Origin of the sequence: Wolbachia endosymbiont (group A) of Conops quadrifasciatus, from assembly GCF_964027015.1 — a bacterium.
In the GTDB taxonomy this organism is placed as follows: Bacteria; Pseudomonadota; Alphaproteobacteria; order Rickettsiales; family Anaplasmataceae; genus Wolbachia.
The window spans coordinates 295,278-307,882 of sequence record NZ_OZ034722.1 but is presented as its reverse complement, the minus strand read 5'-3'; the positions used below and the strand labels follow the sequence as shown (position 1 = coordinate 307,882).

Here is a 12,605-nt window from a genome sequence, read left to right as displayed (position 1 = left end):
CATACCTCCTGTAAACTATATTGTTATAATAAAACCATTAATAATCTATGACCTTTATGTTCCTGGATCACGCAAATAATACCCGTGTTTTTCAGTACATTTGAGCCGGCTGTACATAAGAATTGCAATTGTAGAGCATGCTATTGTTAATAGTAAATTTGGTAAAATACCATAGCGAAAAAATTTTCCTGCTATATATATTCCAATAGCCCCAAACATCATGTTGCAGAATGAGAGGACTGCACTACCAAGCCCTATACCTTTGATCGTTTCTAAAGCAGAAGTTACGTTATTGCTGATTACTAATGCAAGCCCAATATTGGCTGGAATCCAGGCAACTTGAAGAATTAACATATTTAACTTGTCCGCGAAATAAAAATATACCAATAAACTATCGGATATTATCGGTAACACCAAACCTATTATTAGCATTTTGCTCACCCCTACTTTTGGTACATACCTTCTATTAATTAAAGTTCCAATTATGTAGAATATGACTATAATCGATATGAGGTAGCCAAAATACTGTACTTCAATGCCCATTGATTCAAATATGAACGGGTAGTTAGCAACATATGCCCAAAACCACATGAAAGTTAATCCATGAATGGCTGAAAACCCAAGGAAACGATAATTTCTAAATATTGATATATATTGCTTGAAGATATTAGTAGTTATACTGGTTTCATTTTTATTCACAGTGAGTGTTTCTTGTAACTTAAAGTAAATAAAAATAAGCATAGCAATTGCCACAAGTGACATAATAAAAAACAAAAATTTCCAACTATACCCATGTGAAATTATATAACCGCCCACCACTGGAGCTATTCCAGGTGAGAGTGCCACTACCATATTTAACTTTGAAATTACTCTCGAGTATTCACTACCCGAGTACATATCCCTTATTGCTGCATACCCAACAACACCTGCAACACCAGCCCCTGCTCCTTGTATGAAGCGAATTAGTATCAAGAGCATAATACTGTCGACTATATAACACATGACACTTGCCAAAGTAAAAATTGTCATACCAATCAGCATCATTGGACGCCTACCATAATGGTCCGATAATGGACCATAAATTAATCCAGATACTGCAAATCCAACTAGATTCAAGCTAATTGTAAGCTGCACTACACTGCCTTCTACTTTAAAATAATTGGCAATGCTTGGTAGTGCAACTGAGTATAGGTCAGTTGCCATATCGACAACTGCTACAGACAATATCATAATAAGAGAGATGATATTTTGCGAAAGAGCTGTTTTCACTTAATGATTTACTGAATTAAATATACTTGATTATAATATATTTTTTTCATTAGTATAAGTACAATTTTACATAGTAAACGATGTCATTCGAGTAGCGGACACTGAAATCTTAAGCTAAAATCATAAAAAGCCTGAATTTCAATATCTTATTTTCAATTATTCAGGTTTAAGTTTAAATACTGAGCATCAATTGTTCAGGACCTTTGCTTCCGTGTTATCCAATGAATCACCGTAAGTCACTGCTTTTAGGTAAAACTTTTTTCCCCTTTGCACTTCGAAAGATATTATTGAATCATCAAGTAGAACAAATTTTTCACCTGCGGTGTCTTTAGTACCTTCTTGCCCTCTAATTAGGTTGCTAAGCTTATATTTATTTTTATTTATGAGTTTAGTACTCTGGAATTTCACTATCTCTTTTCCGATTAATGCTGAATTTGAATCGATAATTCCTAGCAGCTTACCAAAACGTAATACTATTACAAGCCCCTCATCGGTAGATTCCATTACATATCCGTAAGTAGACTGTTTATTTGTGCTTGCGATAGGCTTATAATCCTTATCGTTGTACGAAATAAAGAGTGTTGCTCCTTTCCAATTCTTTTCCTCATTAATTAAAGTAAAGCTTGCGCTATTACCTTTAATATGCGGTAAATCTATCATTTCTATGATGGTTTTGCTGATGTGAGAAGGAGGGTATTCCTTCAGCATAAGTGACCTTGTTGAAGGAAAAGAAAGCTTATATATAGAGTAATCATAACCAACGCCAATTACTTGAATGGACATGCTTTCAAATTTTGTTTTTATAATTCTCACCGTATGCTTTTTCTCACCGTCTAAAATCGTTATTACATCACTTGGCACAAGCCACGCATATTTTATCGGCAGCTTGAAATTGTATATATTTCTCTCTTGCCACGAAGAATAAAGTAAAACCTCAGCTATATTTTGCGCCTCTCCCTCCTCCATAATGAGCGGTATTTCAACTGTTATAGCAGTGCCTTGCTTTGGAAGTTCAGCATATTTAACATCAATTGGATAGCCAAAATTGCGATTAAAATAAACGACGTTAACTTTATTGTTTAAATCCAGTTGACTAATATTAACAAGTTGCATTTGCTTTGAATTGTTACTGAAAACCGTTTCACCAATTGGCATTACAGTTGTAACTCCCCTGCCCTTTTGGACAAATTTCAGTTTAGAGCCCTGTTCAACCACATCAAAAAAATAGCAACTTTGCAGCATTTTAATAATTGAACGTATGGGTTGCTGGTCGTTTATCACATATCCAGACAATAACCCTTTGACGTTGCTTGTATCAAACTGATTGCTTTTTAAACCTGTTTTTTGTAACAAATCCAATAAAACATCGGAAATATTAAGCTGTGAAAGCTTTCCCTGAATCCCCTGAATCCAATGTCCTGTCTGCCAGTTATGGCAGTCAGCCCACATATCACATAAATTGGGAAAGTAAGGAAATGGCCTTGCATCCCATGCCCAGAGAAACATTTTTTCTACCATTTCTGAGCTTTGCCACTTCTTTAGCGTTCCTTCAATTGCAATTTTTTGTGAAAGAAAGCTCACCTCTCCGTTTGAATATCGTGGATATTTGCTCTCTATGCTACCTTTGTCAACAAACACATTTGGCTCATTAGTGCAGCCGTTCATACTGGGAAATCCATATTCAGTAAACCATATTTTTTTCATTTTTGGTTGCCATTTTGTTTTACTACCACCGGGGTTTATGTGAGTTTCACTCCACCATTTCTCTATATTTTTCCAAAAAACTGTACAGTCCCAGAGTGTGATAGTATGATAAAATGTGAGAAAAAAATACCATCAAAGGAGGAATTATGGGACAAGTATTACATGGGTGTGCCAAAACAACAGAGACGATTCGTAGAGCAATACAAAATAGTAAAGAGAGCATAGCAAAACTCTCAAAGTATTATAACCTTAATCCAAAAACTATTATTAAGTGGAGAAAACGCTCATTCACTAAAGACGCTGATATGGGTCCAAAACATCCAAGATCAACTGTTCTAACTTTAGAAGAAGAAGCAATAATCGTCGCATTTCGGAAGCATACACTTCTACCATTAGATGATTGCCTTTATGCCTTGCAGTCTACAATTCCGCACTTAACTCGTTCTAGCCTGCATCGCTGTTTACAAAGACATAACATTAGCAAACTGCCAGATGTTGATGGTGAAGCTAAACCAAAAAAGAAATTTAAGAAATATCCTATAGGCTATTTCCATATTGATATTGCAGAAGTCAGAACAGAGGAGGGAAAACTATATCTATTTGTTGCTATAGATAGAACATCCAAATTCACCTATATTGAGTTACATAAAAGTGCTACAAAACCCATAGCTGCTGAGTTTTTACGTAATTTGATTAAAATTCTACCGTATAAAATCCACACTGTTTTGACAGACAACGGTATACAATTTACCAACCAGAAACGCCATAAATACGCTTTCCAACACATATTTGATAGAGTTTGTGAAGAACATAATATTGAACATCGTCTAACAAAAATCAGCCATCCTTAGACAAATGGGCAAGTTGAACGTATGAACAAAACTTTAAAAAATGCTACTGTTAAAAAATACTACTACCAATCACATCAGCAACTCACAAAGCATCTTTATGACTTTGTCATGGCTTACAATTATGCAAAGAGACTCAAAACTCTTAATGGTCTTACTCCTTTTGAATTTACATGTTCTCAGTGGACAAAATCTCCTGAATTGTTTATACTAAATCCTTACCATCACACTCTGGAACCATACACTTTTTTTGCTATATCCCAGTGTCTGAGCACTGGGATGACAGATGCTATGATAAGAAATTTAACAGCTTACAATGAATAGTTGAAGTTTTTAATTAAGAAAAACACACGAGTAAATTATGTAGCTATAATCATTGTAAGCAACAATGAAAAAGTGCGGAAGTAGAAATTTGAGTTGACAAAATAAGAAAAAATGTAGTATATTAAAAATATTGATACTAACTTAAACTAATTATGCCAGAAGTAGTAAATACACCAGACAACATACAAAGACCGTCAAAATTAAAAAAAGCAAAAGAAATTCTGCTAGCTCCTGTAAGGTGGCTAATCACAGGTTTATTTGTAGTATTTTTTATAATATTTGTTATTTCTCTCCTGGTGTTTTTCTTAATCGCCAAGGTATTGAGTAAGCTATATCTTTTTGCAGGAGGCAAAATGTCTGAATGGTTAGAGCAAAGAACTGAAGCATTTATGGAGGCAGCACGTATCCCACAAACAACGCATGATACTAATGTAAATGATGCAATTAATATTAACGTTCAAAAGCTAAAAGAAAACTATGGCGAGCCTGATTTTGATGATAAGTTTATAGAGGAAATAGAAGGATTTATTGATCAGTTAGAGTGCATAGCAAATGGCACACAAAAAGCTGCAGATAAAGATCAACTTACAGAAGATGAGAAAAAACATGCACTTGAGTGCTTGGAGCGTATAAAAAATAACCCTGGTACACATAGTGGAAGAGGGTTAACATTGAAGCAAGTTTTAAATTTAGCTTGGAAGGCTTGCAACGATCAAACTAGAGCAAATGCTGATCAGAATATAGATATTAATACCCGCATATCACAGAGAAAATATCAACTGGTTAAACATTTAGTAGAATCGCAAACAGAATACGGAGTGCGTGGTGGTCATGGTTCAAGTGCATGTTTTACTGGTACCTTCAACAGTATTGTCTCTTCCTTGTACACTTTTGAAGAGTTTTCCTTCTTGCAAAAAGCAGATAAGAATACTATAAAGCAGGAATTTGAAAATGAGCTGCAAAAAAAGGGAGAAGAACTATTTAATCAGCTTTCCAATGATAAAGAAAGAAAAGAAGTTGCAGAAGCTTTAAGTAATCCTCCTTCTACAAATTTCTTTTCAAGCTATGTAGAGTCATTTAAAAACCACTATGCACGTGCAGTTTTAGGTGATAAAGAATGCGACAAATTAGTTAAAACTTATCTTAGTAATCTTCAGTACAATAGCACAATATCTTGCTTTACCTAAAGTAATCACTTTACCAGCGGCAAAGTGATACCATGCTGATTCATATATTTTCCTTTCATATCATCATATGATTTTTCACACTCACTTTCGCCGCTTAAAAATACGAATTGGCATGTGCCTTCATTAGCGTAAATTTTTGCAGGAAGTGGAGTGGTGTTTGAGAATTCGAGTGTGACATGACCTTCCCATCCAGGTTCTAAGGGAGTAACGTTTACTATAATTCCACACCTTGCGTAAGTTGATTTACCAACACAAATGACCAGTACATTTCTTGGTATACGAAAATATTCCACTGTGCTTGCAAGCACAAAGCTATTTGGTGGAATTATGCATACGTCTGTTTCTTTATCTATAAAACTATTCTCAGAGAAATTTTTAGGGTCCACGATGGCTGAATTAACGTTAGTAAAAATTTTAAATTTATTATCCACTCTTGCATCATACCCATAAGACGATAGTCCGAAAGATATAACACCTTTGCTGCTTTTGTGATCCACAAAAGGCTCTATCATCCCAAAGTTTTCAGCTTTTTCTCTTATCCATTTATCTGGCATAACTGCCATAATTGCCCCTTAAAGTTGTGTAATACTTACAATAATATAAAATAAAATTTAAATGTAAACTGTAGCTTTTGTCATGCAATTAAAGCTTTTAAGTTTGATTTTTTATTACAATAATTAGATTTATGTTCTTAACTAAAAATAATGCTTAGAAACTTTTTCCTGATTTTTGTATTCGTATTATTCACGCCGCTGTCAAATGCTGATGCCAGGAAATACATCAGAATTGTTGGATCTTCAACCGTTTTTCCTTTTATCTCATTTGTAGCCGAGGAGTTCAATCGTGTATTCTCTTTTAAGACTCCAGTTGTGGAATCGATAGGAAGTGGATCAGGGTTCAAAATGTTTTGCTCAGGAATAGGGGAAGACACGCCAGACATCACCACTTCATCTCGCCCTATGAAGGAAGTAGAAAGAGAACTATGTAAAAGGAATAAAATTAATGAAGTGATAGAGATCATCATTGGCTATGATGGAATTGTCATTGCAAATTCAAATCAAAGCCATAGATTTGATTTCACAAAGAAGGACTTATTTGAAACTTTATCTGCATATTCTCAAGAAAATGATAAATTAGTAAAAAATAATAAGAAGTTTTGGTCTGATGTAAATCAAGCCTTACCAAAAACAGAAATTGAAATTTATGGTCCACATCAAAATACAGGCACATACGAAACTTTGGTTAATTCTATTATGTTCAATCAATATTCATGCATGAACTCGAGAATTTTCAAAGAGAATTATAAAGATCAGGAAGAAAGAAAGAAAGCATGTGGTAATATAAGGGATGACGGAAGGTATATAGAAGTTGGAATTAATGAAAACATAATAATACAAAAATTGAAAAGTAACAAGAACGCTTTAGGGATATTTAGTTTTAGCTTTTTAATGAGGAATCAAGATAAAATACAAGGGAGCACAATTGCAGAAATTGAGCCAACTTACGAAAATATATCATCGGGAAAATATATATTAGCAAGACCTCTATACCTTTATATAAAGAAAGAACACCTGGATACTGTTGATGGATTAAGAGAATTCATAAAAGAAATTATAGATTCGATCGGCATTGAAGATGGGTATCTATCTAGGCTTGGTCTAATTCCACTTTCAAGTGAAGATATAAAGAAAACTTCAGCAAAGGTTTATGATATAAAGTGACGGCAACGCTTCTTTGACATTTTTTATTCTGGAACGTCTATAGCCAGACCCCAGCGCAGCGCGCTGGGATGACATTATTAACGTTATACTCCTTGTTGTGGTGTAAACTGTTTTTCTACACTTGGATCTTCTAAAACCTTAGCAATACCAGCACCCATTAATATAATTGCTGCCAAAACTGCTAAAGCCAGTGCAACTGCAGGATACGCTAGCACATAGGCTGCAACAGCACCAGCTACGCATAGTCCAGTAACACCTAGAGCAATCTTCCCTTTGTGTTCACTCCAGAAGGTTGTATCGTTCTTTTCTGTGGTTTTGTTGCCAGTAGTTGGTACAGGGTATGTGTTGCCTGCAGTTTCGGTTTCTTGTTCTTTTAATTTCCGTATATGCTCTGCATCTTCTATTCTTTGTTCTTCTATAAGCTTTTTGGACGCATATTCATTAAGGTCTTCGTCAATTTTTTGAATAAAGTCGTTGACCAATTTGTGTGATTCCGGTTGGCCTTTTAAATTTTCTAGGTCATTGCGAAACAAAAACGTAAAACCACCTTTGTTGTTATCAGAAAGCCCAAAAAGGGATCGAAGAAACTTCTCAGGAGTTTTTTGGTAGAAAAATTCAAGAAATTTTATCATTTTTACTACTACTTCTTCAGAATCCGAGAGTAAACTTTCCCTCAAGAGATTTTGATTAAAGATGCTTTCCGCTAAACATGTAAAAACTTTCTCCTGATCGTTACCAAAGTCGAGTGCTTCTCCAATTTGTTCCCAGTTAATATCGTCATTAGGATCAAGAGATTCAAATACCATATGGAGGTTATTTATATGACCAATTACCCTCTTGTGCTCTTCCATTTCTTGAATAACTGTTTTAAGAGCAGGATATATATCTGTGTTATTAGGGTCAATTTTTCCTTGAAAGCGTTTAAGATTATCTATTGTATCCGTAAAATATGGTTGATCTTCAAAAAAATTTGCTACCTCGTAACCACACAAAAAATCACGAGTTTTTTGATCAGCTTCCTTCCAAATTAGTTCAATGATCTCTGCTTTAGTATTAACGCTAGCTTTAGAACAGTTAATAACAAAATCTAAATGGTACCTTTGTCACTAGTCAAAGTCCCCTCGTGGCTCAAAACTGCTTGTATATCATTATGTTCATTATTGTTGAATATGTACTGGACTTTTTGAGATTTGTCATCACAGACTGCCTGTCTTAATGAACCTAGAATTTCTTCTTGTGCATCAGTTAATTCAATCATATCTTACCTCTAATTTATAAACAATTTAATTATCACACATATTTACAAATAAGTCAAGTATATTGTTAATAACTGTTAATAAAGGCCAACAAAATGCTTGACGTTAGAGTAGCTTTTATGGCTTTGTATAGCGAGGAAATAACTCTATGAAAATTCATCAACGTTTACAAACTTTACGTTCAATTGTATTTATTGTGGGAATATTCCTATTGTTATTTAGCTTAGCAATGCTTATTCCTGCTATTACTAATAAATATCTCAGCTACGAATGGAAAAATTTTCTCGCTGGATTCATAATTACCTGCACATCTGGCGTAATTTTTATTTTACTCGGTAAATTAAATGGCATGCCGGCAATTTTTGCAATTACTAGTTGCACCTGGATTGCCTCGTCTTTGTTTGCAGCTATTCCTTTCTATTTTGATAATCTGAGCTATGTTGATGCATTATTTGAAACGATATCTGGCATCACAACCACAGGGGCAACTATATTTAATGATATTGAAAAACAATCTCCAGGAATACTGCTATGGAGAGCAATGCTACATGGCATGGGGGGTTTTGGTGTAATCACTTTAGGAATTGCAGTTTTTCCTATGTTTAAGATTTTCAGCCTAAATAATTTACTTTATTCTGAATATTCAGATGCTACAAAAAGGAAGTTGCCGAACACGCGAAGCGTAGTAATTCATATTACAGCAATATATTATGGCCTAATTTTGTTATGTATATTTTCCTATTATCTGGCTGGTATGCCACTATTTGACGCAATATGTCACGGAATGTCCGCTGTATCAACTGGTGGATTTGCTAACTATAATGATTCTATAGGGCACTACAATAACCCTATGTTAGAAGTCATAACGATCATTTTTATGATTTTGGGTTCTCTGCCTTTTCTTAGCTATTTAAAAATCATAAGACGGTTAGACATTTGCTATGATGAACAGGTCTCTTACTTTGTTAAGATAGCTATTGTTTCATCTTTATTTGCTTGTTTTTGGTTGTATCAAAATGTTGATTTAGGAGTGTCATTATCATTTAGATGCAGCATATTTACCATCACCTCCTTGATTACGTCAACTGGTTATGCAATCTGTAATCATATAGATTGGAGCTTCATTTCAGTCTTAGCTTTTTTTCTAACCTTTGTTGGTGGATGTAGTGGTTCTTCAAGTGGTGGCATCAAAATCTTTCGTTTGATCATTTTTCTAAAGTCTATAGGAAATCACTTTCGCCTTTTATTAAACCCAGGTGCAGGTAATAGGGTAAAATTCAACGGAAAAACCCTGGAGAATGATGAAGTTCACTCTGTCTTTATATTTTTTGCAATTTTCATGTTAACGTTTACCATTTCATCAATAGTGATGTCTTACTTAAGCAATGCAGACTTTATAACTAGCATCAGCTCAGTCTCTGCAACGCTTACAAATTCTGGCCCGGGATTTAGTAATTTAATAGGCCCTTCAGGTAACTATTCTTCTTTCAGTAATGAAGTAAAATTATTTTTGTCGTTTTTGATGCTGCTTGGTAGACTTGAAATATTGCCAATCTATTTTTGTATAGGTAATTTATTCTTATTTAATAGAAAGAAATAGTTGGTAAAGTTGTGAAACTTGATATTGTCAACTGTTTAATAAAAAGATCGTAGCTAAACCAAGAAATATAAGAGCTGAGAGAATATCAGTTGTTGCCGATGTTAGGATTGAAGAAGAAACTGCAGGGTCAGACTTTAAACGGTGAAGCATTATAGGAATGAAAGTTCCGATGAACGTTGCAATAATTGACATCATAATCATGGAGACCACAAAAATCATCTCCACTTTGAAATTGTGAAATCTTATTGCTAATACTACGAGTGAAATGGTAGATAAAATTACCCCGTTTATAAGACCTATTAAAAATTCTTTCATCAGTACTCTTTTTGCATTTTGCTCAGTTAGATATTTTGTTGCGATTGCCCGGATGGTTAGCGTTACTGTTTGGGATCCTGCATTTCCGCTCATTGATGCAATTATCGGCATGATTATTGGCAGTACTATAAAACTTTTTATTACATCATCGAAAAAGCCAACTACTATGGAATACATTGTTGCAGCTAAGAGGTTAAACAGTAACCAAGGTAGCCTTTTAATTATAGTTTTATGTATAGAGGCATTTATATCGGCTTTAGAAGATACACCGCTTATTTTGAGTACATCCTCTTCTGTTTCTTGTTGAATAACTTTTATCACATCTTCAATTAAGATCACACCAATAATTTTACCATTCTTATTTACTACCGGAGCCGATAATAGAGAGTAATCTTTAAATATTCTTGCTACTTCCTCTTGGTCTACTCCAGTTTTAATGATTTTTATGTCATGATCCATTATCTCTTTTATTATTGTGTCTCCTGAGTGAGATATTACCTTATTTAAATTAACACTGCCTATAGGCTCTAATTTTGAGTTGATAATGAATATCTGGTGAAATCTTTCTGGTATTTTTTTATAGTTGCGCAAGAATTCCATTAGCTGATTTATCGTCCAATAATATGGAGCTATAACCATATTTTTATGTATCAACCTTCCTGCACTTTCTTCTGGGTATGATAACAATTCCTCTACTAATTTTTGAGTTGCATTGGGTAAGTAGTTAAGTATGTTTTCTATAGACTTTCTATCCAAATCTTTCACTATGGTTACTATATCTTCTAAATCAAGGAGCATTAGTAACTTTGCTGTATTTTCTATTCCCAATGTTTCTATGATCTCTCTTTGTAAATCTGGCACTACATGCACTAGGGCATCACTTAACAAATGTTGATCGAGGATATTAACTAATTTCTCCCTGTGATCACTGATTGAAGTAGATAAAAAATAAGCTAACTGAACGCTATCTATCGTTTTTACAATATTACGAACATTTTCTAGCTCCTCGTTATCAAGTGACTCTATTAAGTCATCAATAGCCTTTTTGTCTAAACCATAATGAGAACTTATTTCAATATTCATTACTTTACCTTATTTTTTAATAAATATACACACTTGATTTCCTTAAACATTAAAGTATAATGAAATTATTTTGAATTAACTATCATATGGTTAAATTTCTATTTTGTTTGCTGTTATTGTTAGTAATAGTAAATATATTAAAATCTAAAGTATAATGAAAACTTATTCAGAAATTTTCGAATACTTTCAAGGCTTAAATAAAAGTATTTCTCTTATCAGGAGGTGTCTTTGACATAGAAAAATTAAAGTTGCGTCTTGAAGAGCTGGATTCCCAAGCGTCGAATGATAATCTGTGGCAAGACAATCAAAAGGCACAAGAAATTTTAAAAGAACGTTCTAAAATTAAGAATGACGTAAAGTTGTTTTTAAAGCTGGAAAGCGATTACAACGATGCCATTAGCTTAATGAAGTCTGCTATTGATGAGAATGATGAAGAATTTTTCTCTGAAGTTGAAAGTGAATTAGCTAAGCTAGAGAAATCAATCAAACTTAAAGAGACAGAATCCTTATTTACTGGTGAAGCAGATAACAATAACTGCTTTTTAGAAATCCACTCAGGAGCTGGTGGAACAGAGAGCAATGATTGGGCTGAAATGCTGATGCGCATGTATACAAGATGGGCAGAAATTTATCACAACTTTAAAGTTGAAGTTGTAGAAAAATTAGAAGGAGAGTCGGTTGGTATAAAGTCTGCAATGATAAAAATCGTTGGAGAAAAAGCTTACGGGTGGGCAAAAAGTGAAAGTGGAATTCACAGGCTGGTTAGAATATCGCCGTTTGATGCAAATGGTAAACGTCATACCAGTTTTGCAAGTGTAGGAGTAACTCCAGTGATAGAAGATTCAATTGATATTGCTGTGGATGAAAAGGATCTAAAGATCGATACCTACCGTGCTTCCGGAGCAGGCGGTCAGCACGTGAACAAGACTGAAAGTGCGGTACGCATTACGCATATTCCAACTGGTGTTGTAGTTCAATGCCAAAATGGTCGTTCTCAACACAGAAATAAAGATGAGGCGTTAAAATTACTTAAAGGACGTTTATACCAAATTGAAATGGAAAAGAAAGAACAAAAGATGGCTGAAGAGTATGGTAAAAAATGCGATATAGGTTGGGGCAATCAGATCAGATCGTACGTTATGCATCCATATCAAATGGTGAAGGATTTAAGAACCGGACATGAAGTGGGTAATATAAATTCTGTTTTTGATGGTAATATAGATTATTTCATAGTTAGTGTGCTTACTAAGCAAAATTAGGTAGGGTTGACTTTCTTGTCATAATATATGATAATTAAA

The 12,605-nt window shown here is 34.1% G+C and carries 9 protein-coding genes and 2 pseudogenes; 5 read left to right on the top strand and 6 right to left on the bottom strand.

Features of this window, described 5'->3' with window-relative positions; translation table 11 throughout:
* Window positions 1-54 precede the first annotated feature (54 nt).
* Window positions 55-1,230, bottom strand: a complete 1,176-nt coding sequence (locus AAGD69_RS01535) for a multidrug effflux MFS transporter (RefSeq protein WP_341812346.1) — start codon at window positions 1,228-1,230, stop codon at window positions 55-57.
* 225 nt (window positions 1,231-1,455) lie between these two features.
* Window positions 1,456-3,063 (bottom strand): annotated as a pseudogene (locus AAGD69_RS01530) (phage tail protein); the annotation flags it as partial.
* 56 nt (window positions 3,064-3,119) lie between these two features.
* Between AAGD69_RS01530 and AAGD69_RS01525 the strand changes: the two are divergent.
* Both AAGD69_RS01525 and AAGD69_RS01520 read left to right on the top strand, forming a co-directional pair.
* Window positions 3,120-4,145: pseudogene (locus AAGD69_RS01525) on the top strand (IS481 family transposase).
* 152 nt (window positions 4,146-4,297) lie between these two features.
* Window positions 4,298-5,332 (top strand): hypothetical protein, encoded by a 1,035-nt coding sequence (locus AAGD69_RS01520; RefSeq protein ID WP_341812345.1) that lies wholly within the window; start codon window positions 4,298-4,300, stop codon window positions 5,330-5,332.
* Between the two features lie 5 nt (window positions 5,333-5,337).
* Here the strand turns inward: AAGD69_RS01520 and dcd are convergent, their stop codons facing one another.
* Window positions 5,338-5,895, bottom strand: a complete 558-nt coding sequence (gene dcd / locus AAGD69_RS01515; RefSeq protein WP_341812344.1) for a dCTP deaminase — start codon at window positions 5,893-5,895, stop codon at window positions 5,338-5,340.
* Window positions 5,896-6,036: 141 nt separating this feature from the next.
* Between dcd and AAGD69_RS01510 the strand changes: the two genes are divergently transcribed.
* A complete protein-coding gene (locus tag AAGD69_RS01510; protein ID WP_341812343.1) occupies window positions 6,037-7,053 on the top strand; it encodes a substrate-binding domain-containing protein in 1,017 nt (338 codons plus the stop codon).
* An 83-nt stretch (window positions 7,054-7,136) separates the two neighbouring features.
* Here AAGD69_RS01510 and AAGD69_RS01505 read toward each other — a convergent pair whose 3' ends face one another.
* Both AAGD69_RS01505 and AAGD69_RS01500 read right to left on the bottom strand, forming a co-directional pair.
* Entirely contained in the window at window positions 7,137-7,904 is a 768-nt protein-coding gene (locus tag AAGD69_RS01505) for a hypothetical protein (protein ID WP_341812342.1), read from the bottom strand.
* A gap of 236 nt (window positions 7,905-8,140) precedes the next feature.
* Window positions 8,141-8,311: a hypothetical protein gene (locus AAGD69_RS01500; RefSeq protein WP_341812341.1), complete on the bottom strand. Its 171-nt coding sequence runs from the start codon at window positions 8,309-8,311 to the stop codon at window positions 8,141-8,143.
* A gap of 146 nt (window positions 8,312-8,457) precedes the next feature.
* On the opposite strand from AAGD69_RS01500, the gene AAGD69_RS01495 reads away from it, so the two are divergent.
* The gene (locus tag AAGD69_RS01495; protein ID WP_341812340.1) at window positions 8,458-9,909 is read left to right on the top strand and encodes a TrkH family potassium uptake protein; all 1,452 of its coding nucleotides are present in this window, start codon (window positions 8,458-8,460) and stop codon (window positions 9,907-9,909) included.
* 27 nt (window positions 9,910-9,936) lie between these two features.
* Here the strand turns inward: AAGD69_RS01495 and mgtE are convergent, their stop codons facing one another.
* Window positions 9,937-11,307, bottom strand: a complete 1,371-nt coding sequence (mgtE, locus tag AAGD69_RS01490; protein WP_341812339.1) for a magnesium transporter — start codon at window positions 11,305-11,307, stop codon at window positions 9,937-9,939.
* 154 nt (window positions 11,308-11,461) lie between these two features.
* Here mgtE and prfB point away from each other — a divergent pair.
* Window positions 11,462-12,566, top strand: a protein-coding gene (prfB, locus tag AAGD69_RS01485; RefSeq protein WP_341812338.1) for a peptide chain release factor 2 whose coding sequence is annotated in 2 segments (ribosomal slippage) — window positions 11,462-11,536 and window positions 11,538-12,566 — 1,104 coding nt in all. Because the reading frame shifts where the segments join, the coding sequence is not laid out codon by codon here.
* Window positions 12,567-12,605 lie beyond the last annotated feature (39 nt).

Excerpts from the sequence above, each read along its gene's own strand:
- AAGD69_RS01500 (WP_341812341.1), bottom strand. The coding sequence starts at position 8,311 with ATGATTGAATTAACTGATGCACAAGAAGAAATTCTAGGTTCATTAAGA.
- AAGD69_RS01495 (WP_341812340.1), top strand. The coding sequence starts at position 8,458 with ATGAAAATTCATCAACGTTTACAAACTTTACGTTCAATTGTATTTATT.
- AAGD69_RS01510 (WP_341812343.1), top strand. The coding sequence starts at position 6,037 with ATGCTTAGAAACTTTTTCCTGATTTTTGTATTCGTATTATTCACGCCG.
- AAGD69_RS01505 (WP_341812342.1), bottom strand. The coding sequence starts at position 7,904 with ATGGAAGAGCACAAGAGGGTAATTGGTCATATAAATAACCTCCATATG.
- mgtE (WP_341812339.1), bottom strand. The coding sequence starts at position 11,307 with ATGAATATTGAAATAAGTTCTCATTATGGTTTAGACAAAAAGGCTATT.
- dcd (WP_341812344.1), bottom strand. The coding sequence starts at position 5,895 with ATGGCAGTTATGCCAGATAAATGGATAAGAGAAAAAGCTGAAAACTTT.
- AAGD69_RS01535 (WP_341812346.1), bottom strand. The coding sequence starts at position 1,230 with ATGATATTGTCTGTAGCAGTTGTCGATATGGCAACTGACCTATACTCA.
- AAGD69_RS01520 (WP_341812345.1), top strand. The coding sequence starts at position 4,298 with ATGCCAGAAGTAGTAAATACACCAGACAACATACAAAGACCGTCAAAA.